Genomic DNA, 13,897 nt, shown 5'->3' on the forward strand with positions numbered 1-13,897 from the left:
GCGCCTAGGCTGGGCGCATGACCACCCGCTGGCTCTTCGGCGACCAGCTCGGGCCGCACTTCGTCGAGGACCACCGCGGGCCGCTGCTGTTGGTCGAGTCGCTCGGCGTCTTCAGGCGGCGGCGCCTCCGTGCGGTGCAGGGGCTCGACCGGCTCACGGACCTCGACGGACTCGTCGCGCAGGAGGACGCCCGGGGCAACCGGGCGCCGTGACCCTCCCGGTCAGGAGCACGCTCAGGCCCACGGTCCCAGCGTGCTGAGGTCCGGGGGCACGTCGACCGAGACCAGCTCCAGCACCTCGAGCGGTACGACGTCGAGGGCCCGCTCGGAGGTCGCGGCCAGGACGACCGGCGCGGCCACCCCGGCGTCGTACGCCTGGAGCCAGCGCGCCGCGACCACGCACCAGCGGTCACCCGGCAGCAGGCCGGGAAAGCTCCACTCCGGGCGGGGCGTGGAGAGGTCGTTGCCGACGGATCGCTGGTGGGCAAGGAACTCCTCGGTCATCACCGCGCACACCGCGTGCAGACCGACGTCGTGCGGTCCGACGGTGCAGGTGCCGTCGCGGAGGTAGCCGGTGAGCGGGTCGGTGCCGCACGACTCCAGCTCGCCACCGAGCACGTTGCGTTCGCTCACGACGACTGGCGAGCCGCCTTCTTGGCCTCGGCCTCGGCACGCCGCTCGACGAAGCGCGTCGCCTCGCTGTCGAGGGCCGACACCGCGGCCGCGAGCTCCTCGCGCGCCCGCTCGCCGTCCTCGTCCAGGCCCTCGAGCTCCCAGACGCCCCACTGCCGCAGGAGGGGGGTGACGATGTCGTCGTGGTGGATGCGCAGGTCGTAGATCCCGGCCTTGGCCATCTGCACGGCCTTGCGGGAGAAGCCGGGGATGACGCTGCCGGGCATCTGGAAGTCGACGACCTCCTCGGTGATCGCGCGCATCGTCTGGCTGGGGGAGAGCTGCAGCGCCGCGGTGACGATGTTGCGATAGAAGATCATGTGCAGGTTCTCGTCCTTGGCGACCCGGCTGAGGAGCTTCTCGGCGATCGGCTCCTCGGTGTAGCGCCCGGTGTTGCGGTGCGAGATGCGGGTGGCGAGCTCCTGGAAGGAGACGTAGGCGCACACGTTGAGCAGCGACTTGTCGAGCGCCTCGTAGCCGGTCTCCATCGTCTCCATCCGCGCCCGCTCGAGCTCGACGGGGTCGACCCCGCGGGTCACGAGGAGGTAGTCGCGGATGCAGAACGCGTGCCGGCCCTCCTCGGCGGTCCAGCGGTTGACCCACGTGCCCCACGCGCTCTCGCGACCGAAGGCGCGGTCGATCTCGCGGTGGTAGCTCGGGAGGTTGTCCTCGGTGAGCAGGTTGACCTCGAGGGCCGTGCGCGCGATCGGCGACAGCTGGGACTGCGCCACCTCCCACGGGTCGCCGCCGAGGTCGGCGAAGTCGCGACCCAGGCTCCACGGGACGTACTCGTGCGGCATCCACTCGTCGGCGGTGGCCAGGTGGCGGTTGAGGTTGTCCTCGACGATGGGTTCGAGCTCGGCGAGGAGCTGGGCGGTGTCGAGAGCGGCCATGGATCCATCTCCTCGAGGTGCAGGGCGAGGGCGCGGTGTCCTCGGCACCCTGCCTACACCCACGAGGACGGTGTGACCAGAGGGCCCGCTCAGTTCCAGATCGCCGCGGCCCACTCGGGGTGGTCGATGAACGGGTTGCGGTTGCCCTGCCACTGCGCGTGGATGCGGTCGTTGCGGCGCATCTCGAAGGCGTCCACCGGGTCCCCGCCGCTCCACTGCAGCAGGATGTCGAGGTCGCCGATGCGCGGCACCGCGCTGCCGGAGACGGTGCTCAGCTCGAGGTTGCCGAAGCCGTCGTCGCCCTCGTAGCGCACCGCCATGTAGAAGAGCATCCGCGCCACGTCGCCCTTGACCGCGTCGCGCGGCTCGAAGGAGTCGGAGTCGGTCCAGCAGTCCGAGCAGCCGGAGACCGCGGAGCCGCCGTTGTCGAAGTCCTTGTTGCCCCGGGTGCCGTTGACGCTCACGTCCTCGGCGCGCAGGTGGTGCAGGTCGGTGCCGGGCCCGGCGCTGGTCGTGAAGCCGCCGCGCGACTGGGCGAAGACGTGCTCACGGTTCCACTGGCCCGTGCCGCCGCCGTTGTTGGTCTTGGCGATGGAGCGACCGGTGTAGAGCTCGATGACGTTGGAGGTGTTGTTGGGGTCCTGGTCGGTGTCCTTCAGCGCCGTCCAGACGGCGTCGTAGGACAGCGTGGTGTTGTTGTCGATGATGTCGTGGAGCGAGGTGCGCAGGGCCGTGCCGGTCTTGCCCATCGCCGGGGCGTAGTAGGTCGTGTCCCACGGCCCCGTGCCTCCCGTCGGTGGCGGGTCGCTGGGACCGCCGCTCGACAGCGCGAACGCGGAGGTGTTGGTCATGCCGGGGTGGGAGAAGTACGCCGCCAGCGTGCCGGTGACGTCGATCTGCTTGCCCATCAGCGACGGGTTGGACTTCAGGCCCCACTGCGACCGGCTGGCCGCCGGGATCTGGACGTAGAGCATCGACGAGGTGCTGGTCTGCGCCGCGGAGTCGGCGATCGCGAGCGCGTAGTCGCTGGGGAAGCCGGAGCGTATGACGGTGCTGGTCGCCGTCGGTTGCCCCACGACGTAGCCGCGCACGGTCTGCGTGGCACCCGTCTGCTGACCGATGGCCTGGCTGACGGTGAGCGGCGTGGCGGCGTCGGCGGGGGCCGTGACGGCCGGCAGCACGAGGACGGACAGGCAGAGGACGACAAGGGTGACAAGGGCGGACGCGAGCGACCTGCCCTTCCCGAGATGAAGGGTCATGGACGGTGAGGATGCCGCACATTCGCCTGCGCCGGAAGGGCTGGCGGGTGAACGGAGAGGGACGAGCTGCCGCAGGCCCCGCCTGCTGCTCCGTCACGCTTCGGCAACGAACGCGGTGGGGGCCGAGGTGCTGGTGGGACACTCCGCACGCTCAGGGAGCGGGTTCCAGCGCTCCATACACCCCGCCCCACCCAGTTCTGCGAAAACGCCACGGAATGTCGGCGGACTCTTTAGGTTGAGTCTGCTTCGGCCCACCCGAAGCACGTTTCTTCGTCGAAGTCGCTCACCAAATCGCGAGGCACACATGACTCAGGATGCAGGCCAGCCCCGGAAGGGCTCGGGTCTCTCGGTCGCCGGTTGGCCGCTGCGCCGCAAGATGGCGCTGGCGCTGGCGATCCCCCTCCTGCTCGCGGCCACCCTGGGTGGTCTGCGCGTGCAGGGCGACCTCGCCGACTCGCGCCAGGCGGCCAGCAGCGCCACGCAGGTCACCATCATCCAGCCCGCCGTCGATTACCTGACCGCGTCCGAGTCCGCCATGGTCGCCGCGCAGTCCGACAGCGCCGCCAGCCAGGGCGACCTGATCGACGCGATCGACGACATCATCACCGACGCCGAGACCCTGGTGCAGGCCCGCGACGACGCGGACCTCAACGACCTCCAGGCCGCCCACGTCGACGCGCTCCTCGACCTCAGCCAGGCCATGCGCGCCGAGGGTGCCGAGGACCTCGGTCCGGCCACCTGGATCGCCCTGGTCCGCCAGCTCGAGTCGAGCGTGTCGCAGCTGATCACCAGCGTGAACGCCGCGCAGAAGACGCCCGAGCCGCGGCTCGAGCAGCTCTCGCAGACCATGAGCGGGCGCCTCTCGCTCGCCCTCCAGCAGGGCTTCGTCGCCACTGCGCTGGCGCAGTCCGGCTCGCAGGAGCTCTTCTCGGAGATCGGCGTGGAAGCGGCGGCCATCGACCGTCTCGCCGGCTCGGTCGAGGGTGCCGAGGACCAGACGGCCGCGCTGCGCACGCAGAACACGCGCCACGCCGGTCAGATCCGCGACAACTCGGCCACCAACCTCGACGGCCGCGACGCCTACACCCCCTACGACGAGATCACCTCGACGCTCATCGGCGGTGTGACCGACTCGCTCGACGAGGCCGCGTCCGACGCCCAGCGCAACGCCCTCGTCGGAGCGCTGCTCACCCTGCTCGCCCTTGCTGCCGCGATCGGGATCGCGATCCTCATCGCCCGCAGCCTGCTCGAGCCGATCGGCCGGGTGCGTGAGGGTGCTCTCGCGGTGGCTCGCCACCGCCTGCCCGACGCGGTCGCCCGGATCCGCGCCGGCCAGGAGCCGGAGCCGATCAAGACGATCGACGTCACCACCAACGAGGAGATCGGCCAGGTCGCCCGCGCGGTCGACGACCTCCACCGCCAGGCCATCCACCTCGCCTCCGGCGAGGCCCAGCTCCGCCAGACCGTCAACGCGATGTTCGTGACGCTGTCGCGCCGGTCCACCTCGCTGGTCAACCAGCAGCTGGCCCAGATCGAGCGCCTCGAGCACGACGAGGAAGACCCCAAGCGGCTCGAGTCGCTGTTCCGCCTCGACCACCTGGCCTCGCGCATGCGTCGTACGGCCGACTCGCTGCTGATCCTGGCCGACGCACCCAACCGCGCCGCCGGCCAGTTCAGCCTCACTGTCGGCGAGGCCCTCCAGGCCGCCACCTCGGCCGTGCAGGACTACCAGCGCGTGCAGATCCTGTCGCACCTCGGCACCCGCGTCGGTGACGAGGCCGCGGCCGACGTCGTCCACCTGCTCACCGAGCTGGTCGACAACGCGCTGACCTACTCACCGCCCGCCGAGCCCGTCCGCCTGGCCGCCAAGCTGGGCGCCGACGGTGTGACGATCACCGTCACCGACTCGGGCCTGGGCGTGCCGCCCGCCGAGCTCGAGCAGCTCAACAAGGACCTCGCCCACGGCGCCGAGGCGACGCCCGACACCGCCCGCCGCATGGGCCTGTTCGTGGTCTCGCGCCTCGCCGAGCGCCACGGCATCGACACCCAGCTGGCGCGCAACCCCGGTGGCGGCATGACGGCCACCGTTCTGCTGCCTCCGTCGGTGCTGCCCGATCTGCCGCAGGCAGCTCCGGCTGCCGGATCGGCCGCCACCACGGTCGAGACCGTCGAGTCGCGCAGTGTCGAGACGGCCACGGTCGTCGCGCCGGTCGAGTCCAAGCGGGAGGCCCGCATCCGCTCGCGTGCCGAGAAGGCCCAGGCCAAGGCAGCGGAGAAGGCTGCCGAGACCGAGGCCCGGAGCGCGGAGCGCGCCCAGGCCGCAGAGGTCAGGGCCGCGGAGGTCAGGGCCGCGGAGGTCAAGGCTGCCGAGGCCCGGGCCACGGCTGCTGCCGCACCCGCAGAGGTGGCGCCGGCGAAGGCGCCCGTCGCCACCGACGTCCACGAGCCGGGCACGCCGGGTCGGCCGTCCCTGGACAGCCTGCTGCCGCGCCGCGAGCCGGGTGCCAACATGCCCCGCACGGGTGCCGACGCCTTCCTGCCGCCCGAGACCTCCGGCGAGACCGGTCCACTGTTCGGCAAGCGCACGACGGGGCCCGTCGCCGAGGGCGCGGACGCCGCGGGCTCGACGCAGCCCGCCGCCGCGGAGGCCACCGAGCGGTCCACGAGCGGCAAGGTCGCCTCGGTCGTCCCGATCACCGCGCTGGCCTCCCGCCAGCGTGCCCAGGCCGAGCAGGCCCGCGTCGCCGAGGAGTCGGCCGAGGCGCCGACCGAGCCTGCCGTCGAGGCGCCTGTCGCCGACGAGCCGGTCCGGGTGCACGACCCGCTGTCCGACCCGCTGCCCGCCGACGCGTTCGACGAGAGCGACGGCCGGGCCGAGGACACGACCAGCGAGGAGCCCGCCGTCGAGGCGGAGCCGACCGCCGAGGTCGAGCCCGAGCCTGAGCCGGCACCCGCGCCGTCGGCAAACGTCGAGCCCGAGCCCGAGCAGCCCGCTGCCCGGCACGAGCCCCACGACGTGGAGGTCGACGTCGACGACCCGCTGGGCCTGGGTGTCCCGTCCCGCCAGCAGGAGGCCGCGCCGGTCGCGGTGGAGCCCGCCCCGGAGCCCGCCCCGGAGCCCCAGCCCGAGGTCGAGCCGGCTGCCGAGGTGGCGTACGAGAGCACCGAGGAGCCCGCAGAGGAGCCCGCGGTCGCGGCCCCTGCCGCGTCCGTCGCGGCCGATGCGATGCCGTCCGGCCTCTCGTCCAACGGAGCGGCGCCGGCGCGAGCCGGCGGAGACTCGCCGATCTTCAAGTCGATGCGCTCGGGATGGCTCGCCGACGAAGGTGAGGGCGAGTGGCACCAGACCGAGATCGACCGGGGATGGGAGATCGCCGAGCACGCGGAGGAGGCTCCGGTCGCCGAATCGACCGTCACCGGACTCCCGCGACGTGCCCCCGGCGAGCGCCTCGTTCCGGGTAGCGTTACCCCGCCCACGGCAGCCAAGACGCGTGACCCCGAGGCCATCCGTCGTCGGCTCCAGGCACACACCGCGGGAGTCTCCCGCGGCCGACGAGCAGCCCAAAGTTCCTCACAGCACACGGAAGCAGGCCCCGCATGACGTACGAATCCGCCGCCCCCGCCGCCAGCTCCGCTGGTGACGACCGCGACCTCGACTGGGTGATGTCGCGCTTCGTCGAAGAGGTTCCCGACGCCGCGCACGCCATCCTCGTCTCCGCCGACGGTCTCCTGATGGCCTCGAGCACCAGCATCCCTGGTGAGCGGGCCGAGCAGGTCGCCGCCGTCTCCTCCGGCCTCGCCAGCCTCGCGGTCGGCGCCGCCCGCCTCTTCGAGGGCGGGTCGGTGATGCAGACCATCGTCGAGATGGAGATGGGCTTCTTGATGTTGATGAGCGTCGGTGACGGGTCGAACCTCACCGTGCTCACCACCGAGGAGGCCGACATCGGCCAGGTGGGCTACGAGATGGCCCTGCTGGTGGACCGCGTAGGACGTACCGTCGAGGCCCAGGCCCGCGTCGGTACGGGCGGCTGACCGGCCCCGTGCCATGACGCCGCCACACGAGCCGGACGACGAGGTCTACCGACCTCGCCTCATCCGGTCCTACACCATCACCGCAGGTCGAACGGCAAGCACCGTCGACCTGGCCATGGAGGCCACGCTGCGCCTCCAGGCTGGTGCGGAGGCGCCCGTCCTCAGCCCATCTGCCGCGCAGGTTCTCGAGGTCTGCGACAGGCGTTCCGTCGCCGAGGTGTCGGCACTGACCAAGATGCCCATCGGTGTCACCCGGGTGCTGCTGGGTGACCTGATCGAGCAGGGCCTGGTGCGAATCCAGGCCACCATCACCGACAAGTCGTCGACAGATGAGCGTCTCGAGCTCATCGAAAGGACCCTCCGTGGACTTCGAAACTACTAAGGCACAGCGTGCGGCTGCGTCGACGAAGATCGTCATAGCCGGCGGCTTCGGCGTCGGCAAGTCGACGCTCGTCGGCGCCGTCTCCGAGATCGACCCGCTGCGCACCGAGGCACTCGTCACCAACGAGTCCGAGGGCGTCGACGACCTCGCCGCCGTGCCCACCAAGGCCACCACGACCGTGGCCATGGACTTCGGCCGCCTGACCCTGGCCGAGGACCTCGTCCTCTACCTCTTCGGTACGCCGGGACAGCGCCGCTTCTGGTTCATGTGGGACGACCTGTGCCGGGGCGCCATCGGCGCCATCGTGCTGGTCGACGTGGCCCGGCTGGACGAGTCGTTCTCGCCGCTGGACTACTTCGAGTCCAAGGGCATCCCCTTCATCGTCGCCGTCAACGAGTTCGACGGCGTGCCGCGCTACCCCGCCGAGGAGATCGCCGCCGCGCTGGCCCTGCCGGCCGAGGTGCCGATCATCAGCCTCGACGCCCGCGACCGCGAGCAGGCCAAGGGTGCGCTCGTGAAGATCACCGAATACTCCCTCATGCGACTTCGCGAGTCGCTCACCGTGAATGCGACCTGACCCATGACCCGCACAGCTCGTCGACCCAGCCCTGCCCGCGCGGCAGCTGCCGCCCTGTCCTCCGTGGCCCTCATGGCCACGCTGAGTGCCTGCGGTGGCACGGCCAGCGGGGAGTCGGCCGACTCCCTCACCGAGGTGTCGCTGCTCTTCAAGGGCGCCCTCACCGTGTGCACCGACATCCCCTACGCGCCGTTCGAGTACGAGGAGGACGGCAAGCCGACCGGCTTCGACATCGACCTGGTGCGCGAGGTCGCCGACGCGCTGAAGGCCGACCTCGACGTGGTCGACGTGTCCTTCGACGACATCACCTCGGGCGACTCGCTCAACAACGACGTCTGCGACGTGGCGATCTCGGCGATGACCATCACCGGTGAGCGCGCCCGCGTGCTCGACTTCTCCAGCCCCTACTTCGACGCCAAGCAGGCGCTCATCACGCCGCGCGGCTCGGGCCTGGACCAGCTCCAGGAGCTGGCCGGCAAGCGGGTCGGCGTGCAGAAGGACACCACCGGCGAGACCTACCTGAGCGACTTCGCGCCCGCGACGACCCAGGTCGTCGCCTACGACGACGCCGCGGGCCTGCAGACCGCGCTGACCACGGGCGAGGTCGACGCGGCGATGCTCGACAACACCGTGTCGGGACAGTTCGTCGGCGACAACCCCAAGCTCAAGCTGGCCCGGGAGTTCGACACCGGTGAGCAGTACGGCATGGCCGTGAAGAAGGACGGCAACGTCCCGTTGCTGCGCCAGATCAACAGCACCCTGGCCGGCCTCCGCGAGGACGGCAGCTACCAGGAGATCTACACGACGTACTTCGGCTGATCCGCACCGATCACCCGACCTGGGCGGTGTTCCAGCCACCTTCCGCAGCAGTGGAACGTGGCTGGGGCACCGCCCTCGTGCGTCCGGGGCGCGTCGCGCCGCCGGAGCGCCCTACGGCGCGACGGTCAGGAACAGGAACGCGGCGAGCAGCACGAGGTGTACGCCGCCCTGCAGGGGCTTGGCGCGCCCCGGGACGACGGTGAGGATCGAGACCGCGGCCGTCAGGAGCAGCAGCACGGTCTGCAGCTGGTTGAGCCCGAGCGCGAGCGGGCCGTCGAGCCAGATGCTCGCGACCGCGAGGGCCGGGATGGTCAAGCCGATGGAGGCCATCGCCGACCCGAGGGCGAGGTTGAGGCTGACCTGCACTCGCTCGCGGGCGGCCGCGCGGACCGCGGCGATGGACTCGGGGGCGAGGACCACCAGCGCGATGACCACGCCGACGACGGCCTGCGGGAAGCCCAGTGCCGCGACGCCGGACTCGATGGCCGGCGACTCGATCTTCGCGAGCCCGACCACGGCGACGAGGGACACCACGAGCAGGCCGAGGCTGGTCCAGGTCGCGCGGTCGGTGGGCGGGTCGGCGTGGCCGTCCTCGTCGAGGTCGACGGGCTGGTGCTCGAACCCCTCGGCACCCGTCGCCTCGTCGGCGACGAGGTCGGCCGCGCGGTCGGCTGCCCGGTCCGACGCGGCGGCGGCCGCCTCGGCCTTGGTGGCCACCATGGGGACGTACTGGCCGGCGGCGACCGGGAGGAAGAAGTCGCGGTGCCGGATGGTCTGGGTGAAGACGAACATGCCGTAGAGCGCCAGGGAGGCGATCGCCGCGAAGGTGAGCTGGGCGCCGGTGAACTCCGGGCCGGGCTCGGAGGTGGTGACGGAGGGGACGACCAGGCACAGCACGGCCAGGGCGATCACGGTGGCCAGGGCGGCCCCCGTGCCCTCGGGGTTGAAGACCGCGAGGTGGTGCTTGAGCGCGCCGACCAGCAGCGAGATGCCGACGATGCCGTTGACGGTGATCATCACCGCGGCGAAGACGGTGTCGCGCGCCAGGCCCGAGGTGTCCTTGTCGGTGGTGACCATCAAGGTGACGATCAGGCCGACCTCGATGATCGTCACGGCGACCGCGAGCACCAGGGAGCCGTAGGGCTCGCCGACCCGGTGCGCGACGACCTCCGCGTGGTGCACCGCGGCGAGCACGGCCGCCACCAGCAGCAGCGCGAGCACGCCCAGCACGAGCCCCTCGGGATGGGCGAACCATGCGGGCACCAACGCCACGATGGCGAGGATGGGGGCAACGGTCGTCCATGAAGGGCGGCTCATGGTGCCACCCTAGGGGGCCACCCCGAGCGTCCTTCTCAGCTCTCGGGCGTCGAGAGCTTCTCCAGCCGCGCCCGCAGCAGCGGGACCCGGTGACTGTTGCCGGCGAGGGTGACGTACTGCTCGCCGAAGATGGCCAGCAGCGCGTCGTCGAGACGGCGTACGGCGCCCGCGGGGTAGCGGTAGCCCATCCGCCGGATCACCGCGTCGGCGTCCACCGAGGTGAGCAGGTCGGCAAGGTCGTCGATGGTGTCGATGCCGAGCTGGGCGAGCAGGTCGGCGATCCAGTCGTAGTGGTCGGTGTGCGACCAGCCGGCATCGCTGTAGTGGCCGGCGAGGAAGGTGGCGAGGTCCTGGCCGGCGATGTGGTCGGCCCCGAGCTCGGTCGGGCTGCCGGGGGCGGCCGCCTGGATCCGCTCGCGGATCGTGGCGAACTCCCGGTCGGCGAGCTCGATCAGCCCGGCCGCGAGGGTGAAGCGGCGGTCGAGGTCGGCAGCCGCGTCCTCGGGGACGTTGCCCTTGTAGCGGATGTCGTGCTCGAACTCCGCCCACGCGTGCTGCAGCACCGTCCGCACCTGGACGCTGGCCCGGTGCCCCTCCAGCACGGGGAGCTCGGCACCGGGCACGGTCTCGACCAGCAGGTGGCGGCTGGCGTAGCCGAAGCGTCCCGACCGGGCGGTCTCCTCGCCGAGGTCGCGGTCGTCGAGCATGGCCAGCTCGTCGTCGAGGACCTCCGCGACGGCCGCGACGTCGCTGTGGACATAGGTGATGACGCGTACGCCGATCTGGTCGGTGATCTGCTCCAGCGGGTCGGGGTAGAGCGGCTGGCCGCCCTCGGTCCGGTTGGCCTTTGCAGCGAAGGACGCGACGCTCTTGGTGCGCCCGGTGACGCTGAGGTAGTCGATGCCGGCGTCGTCGAGGAGCACCTGGATGAGGGCGACGTAGGCCTGGGTCGCCGAGGCGAGCTGGGGCTGGCGGGCGGCGTAGGCGCGGACGGCCTCCCGCACCGGCTCGGCCTGGATCTCCCGGTCCCGCGCCTGCTGCGCATCGGCGTCGCCCGGGATCTCCTGCTCGCTCATGCGCCCACCCTGCCAGTCGGTGGGTGACGGCGTCGACGCGGCGTCCGCGGGACGCCGCGCTCGGGGGACGAGCCTGACCGGGGAGCGGACCCGGGTTGGCTATCGTCGAATCACCATGAACTCCTCACATCGCCGCTCGGGCAGCCGATCCGCCGCCGCCGCAGTCGTCGCCGGACTGGTCCTCGCTGCCGGCCTCACGTCCTGCAGCGACGACGGCACCGACGACACCGCCACCGACCCCGCCGCCTCGTCCAGCCCCTCGGAGACCCCGTCGGAGACCCCGTCGTCGGAGCCCACGGAGACCACCCCGGAGTCGGGGTCGGGGGCGCAGGGGACCCTGCCGGCCACCGGCTCGGCCGGGATCACCGAGGTCACGATGGTGAGCGCCACCGAGGGCGGTGGCTCCGCCTCGACCATGGCGTTCGCGCTCGACACCGACCAGGCCGTGGCCGACTTCGCGGCGCAGTTCGAGGGCAGCTTCGTCGACACCGTGAGCGCGGCCGCGACCGCCCAGCAGGCAGCCGGGTCGACGCCCTACGGCGCCACCGTCGCCATCGGGTGCGAGGCGCCGAGTCGTGTCGCGATCGAGGCCGGGGAGGCGGGCTTCGAGGTCATCCCCCGGCTGCCCAAGAGCAACATCCAGTGCCTGGCCCCGATGACGTACGTCGTCCTCTTCGCCGTTCCTGACGCCTGAGCCGGACCCCTCGACGGGGTAGCGCTCAGGGGACCGGCGTCGTCGGCGGCGGGGTCGTCGGCGGCGGGGTCGTGGGCGGCACGGTCGTGGGCGTGGGCGTGGGCGTCGGGGTGGGCGTCGGCACGATCGGCACCACCGGCGGCAGCGCGCCGGTGTAGACGACACCGAAGGAGTTGGCGACCAGCCGCTCGTTGCCGTCGGAGGGCTCGTTGACGATCCCCATCGCGCCGGTCGCGGTGCGGGTGTACATCGCCGACGAGCCGCCGCCGTCGAAGTTGATCGCGTTCTCCGCGCCGAGCGCCGTCATGATGTCGGCGAGCTCGACCATCGTGTAGCCGCGGCTGTAGGCCGAGCGACCGTCGACGACCAGGATCAGCAGCTTGCGTCCGTCGGCGTCGATGCCGACCGCCGTACGCGGGTGCGCGATGGTGTTGTTGATGACGGTGCGGATCCCGTTGACGAGCAGCGGCCGGTCGCCGCTGATCGCGACCGTCGGCCTGCCGCCCTCGATCCGCTTGGCCAGGGTGATCTTCTTGCCCTTCTTCAGCGTCTTGAGCTTGCCGGCGGCGGTGCCGGTGCCGATCAGGACGCGGTCCAACTTGCCGATCTTCTTGCCGTTGGAGAGCGTGGGGCGGTTGGAGATGACGCGGTTCTTGCGCAGCACGACCTCGCGCGCCCGCTTCTTGCCCGAGGTGACCTTGTAGCCCTCGGTGCGGTGCCAGTCGGAGGTGAAGACGCCGATCTGGCCGGCCGGGATCTCCGGGTGGTTGATGCCGCTGACCGTCCACGCCTTCCGCTGCCGGATCGTGTACTGCAGGCTCAGCGGGCTGATGTGCGGACCGGAGCCGTCGAACCACAGCGTGGAGTTGACGCCCGGGATCCACCCGTCGCGCGAGCCGCCGAGGATCCCGCGCGCGCGGTTGATCGTGACGCCCAGGGGGGAGTCGGTCTCGCCGATGTCGAAGAAGTCTCCGTTGACCGCGGCGAGCGCGCCGTTCCAGCCGCCGAACTGGCTGACCTTCTTGCGGCTGGTGACGTAGGTGGGGGACAGCTCCTCGAAGGAGATGTCGGGGGCGTCGAGGCTCACCGTGACCAGGTTCATCCGGACCTGGCCGACGGGCTGGCGGCCGTCGACCTGGTCCCACTCGCGCAGCGTGACGCCCGGCGCGATCTCATAGCTGACGTCGTTCTTGACCTGCACCGCGCGACCGCGGAGGTTGACCGGCGGGCCGACCACGGTGCCGGGCCTGCCGTCGGAGGTCTGGTTGCGACCCCGGTAGCCCGAGCCCGAGCCCGAGCCCTGGCCGAACCCGTCGCGGCTCGTGGTGCTCGCCGCGCCGTTGCCGTCGTCGGCGACCGAGGGGCCGATGCCCAGACCGGCGACGAGCACGCCCGCGGTGGCGATGGTGAGCGCGCGCGAGCGCGTCAGCTGGGCGAGGACGGGGCGGCGCGTGAAGACGGACACGCCGACCAGAGTAAAGGACGTCGTGGGACTGGTGGGAAAATTGGGATCGGCGGCGCGCGCGGCGACCCGGGACACGCCCTAGGCTGCCGACGTGCCCGCCGAGCAGCAGATCCCCTCACCGGGACCCGCGTGGAACACCTTCCACGCCGGCGACAACCTCGACGTGCTGCCCCGGATCGCGCCGGGATCCGTGGACGTGGTCTACACCGACCCGCCCTACAACACCGGCAACGACTTCGCCTACGCCGACCGGTTCCGCGACGGCTCCCACGCCGATCCGTACGCCGGCCGCCACGCCGCGTGGACGGCGATGATGCGGCCCCGCCTCGAGGCCGTCCGCGAGGTGCTCGCCCCGCACGGAGCGGTCTTCGTCAGCATCGACGACAACGAGGCCGCGCACCTGCGGCTGCTGATGGACCAGGTGTTCGGCGAGTCCAACTTCCTCGCGCAGATCGTCGTCAACCTCAACCCCAAGGGTCGCCAGCTCGGCCGCGGCTTCGCGACCAGCCACGAGTACGTCCTGGCGTACGCGCGCGACCTGCCCTCCTGCGCGGTCGACGGCAGCTCGACCCAGTCGGTGGACGAGGCCGACTTCCCGCTCAGCACCGCCGACGGCCGCCGCTTCCGCTACCTCCCGCAGCGCAACACCAACAAGAAGTTCAACCCGATCACCTCGCCCACGCTGCACTTCGCGCTCCACGGGGACCCGGTG

Annotated in this window: 14 protein-coding genes; 8 read left to right on the forward strand and 6 right to left on the reverse strand. The window is 71.6% G+C overall.

Annotation, left to right across the window (positions count from 1 at the left end):
• Positions 1-17 precede the first annotated feature (17 nt).
• Positions 18-212, forward strand: a complete 195-nt coding sequence (locus JWN97_RS16515; RefSeq protein ID WP_297625053.1) for a hypothetical protein — start codon at positions 18-20, stop codon at positions 210-212.
• A 21-nt stretch (positions 213-233) separates the two neighbouring features.
• Here the strand turns inward: JWN97_RS16515 and JWN97_RS16520 are convergent, their stop codons facing one another.
• The 3 genes from JWN97_RS16520 to JWN97_RS16530 form a co-directional block, all read right to left on the reverse strand.
• Positions 234-632, reverse strand: a complete 399-nt coding sequence (locus JWN97_RS16520; RefSeq protein WP_297625056.1) for a DUF2237 domain-containing protein — start codon at positions 630-632, stop codon at positions 234-236.
• On the reverse strand, positions 629-1,564 hold the full coding sequence (locus JWN97_RS16525) for an acyl-ACP desaturase (protein WP_297625059.1): 936 nt from the start codon (positions 1,562-1,564) through the stop codon (positions 629-631). The genes JWN97_RS16520 and JWN97_RS16525 overlap by 4 nt, the downstream gene beginning before the upstream one ends.
• Positions 1,565-1,653: 89 nt before the next feature.
• Positions 1,654-2,823, reverse strand: coding sequence for an endonuclease (locus JWN97_RS16530; protein WP_297625062.1), 1,170 nt, complete (start codon positions 2,821-2,823; stop codon positions 1,654-1,656).
• A gap of 304 nt (positions 2,824-3,127) precedes the next feature.
• Here JWN97_RS16530 and JWN97_RS16535 point away from each other — a divergent pair, with 304 nt between their 5' ends.
• The 5 genes from JWN97_RS16535 to JWN97_RS16555 are packed head-to-tail and all read left to right on the forward strand — an operon-like array spanning position 3,128 to position 8,633.
• The gene (locus JWN97_RS16535; protein WP_297625065.1) at positions 3,128-6,424 is read left to right on the forward strand and encodes an ATP-binding protein; all 3,297 of its coding nucleotides are present in this window, start codon (positions 3,128-3,130) and stop codon (positions 6,422-6,424) included.
• Positions 6,421-6,855 carry a roadblock/LC7 domain-containing protein gene (locus tag JWN97_RS16540; RefSeq protein WP_172266397.1) on the forward strand — a complete coding sequence of 145 codons (435 nt, stop codon included), beginning with the start codon at positions 6,421-6,423 and terminating at the stop codon, positions 6,853-6,855. The genes JWN97_RS16535 and JWN97_RS16540 overlap by 4 nt, the downstream gene beginning before the upstream one ends.
• Positions 6,856-6,868: 13 nt before the next feature.
• A complete protein-coding gene (locus JWN97_RS16545; protein WP_297625074.1) occupies positions 6,869-7,237 on the forward strand; it encodes a DUF742 domain-containing protein in 369 nt (122 codons plus the stop codon).
• Complete coding sequence (locus JWN97_RS16550) at positions 7,218-7,814, forward strand: ATP/GTP-binding protein (protein WP_297625076.1); 597 nt, start codon at positions 7,218-7,220, stop codon at positions 7,812-7,814. The genes JWN97_RS16545 and JWN97_RS16550 overlap by 20 nt, the downstream gene beginning before the upstream one ends.
• Positions 7,815-7,817: 3 nt before the next feature.
• Positions 7,818-8,633 carry an ABC transporter substrate-binding protein gene (locus tag JWN97_RS16555; RefSeq protein WP_297625078.1) on the forward strand — a complete coding sequence of 272 codons (816 nt, stop codon included), beginning with the start codon at positions 7,818-7,820 and terminating at the stop codon, positions 8,631-8,633.
• Between the two features lie 111 nt (positions 8,634-8,744).
• On the opposite strand, the gene JWN97_RS16560 is transcribed toward JWN97_RS16555, so the two are convergent.
• Both JWN97_RS16560 and JWN97_RS16565 read right to left on the reverse strand, forming a co-directional pair.
• Entirely contained in the window at positions 8,745-9,950 is a 1,206-nt protein-coding gene (locus tag JWN97_RS16560; RefSeq protein WP_297625080.1) for an ionic transporter y4hA, read from the reverse strand.
• A gap of 35 nt (positions 9,951-9,985) precedes the next feature.
• Positions 9,986-11,026 carry a (p)ppGpp synthetase gene (locus JWN97_RS16565; RefSeq protein WP_297625083.1) on the reverse strand — a complete coding sequence of 347 codons (1,041 nt, stop codon included), beginning with the start codon at positions 11,024-11,026 and terminating at the stop codon, positions 9,986-9,988.
• A gap of 115 nt (positions 11,027-11,141) precedes the next feature.
• Between JWN97_RS16565 and JWN97_RS16570 the strand changes: the two genes are divergently transcribed.
• Entirely contained in the window at positions 11,142-11,720 is a 579-nt protein-coding gene (locus JWN97_RS16570; RefSeq protein WP_297625086.1) for a hypothetical protein, read from the forward strand.
• Positions 11,721-11,745: 25 nt separating this feature from the next.
• Here the strand turns inward: JWN97_RS16570 and JWN97_RS16575 are convergent, their stop codons facing one another.
• Complete coding sequence (locus tag JWN97_RS16575) at positions 11,746-13,185, reverse strand: phosphodiester glycosidase family protein (RefSeq protein ID WP_297625089.1); 1,440 nt, start codon at positions 13,183-13,185, stop codon at positions 11,746-11,748.
• A gap of 91 nt (positions 13,186-13,276) precedes the next feature.
• On the opposite strand from JWN97_RS16575, the gene JWN97_RS16580 reads away from it, so the two are divergent.
• Positions 13,277-13,897, forward strand: a 621-nt coding sequence (locus tag JWN97_RS16580; RefSeq protein WP_297625092.1) for a site-specific DNA-methyltransferase, incomplete at its 3' end; no start/stop codon positions are given.

Source organism: Nocardioides sp., assembly GCF_025965415.1.
Taxonomy (GTDB): Bacteria; Actinomycetota; Actinomycetes; order Propionibacteriales; family Nocardioidaceae; genus Nocardioides.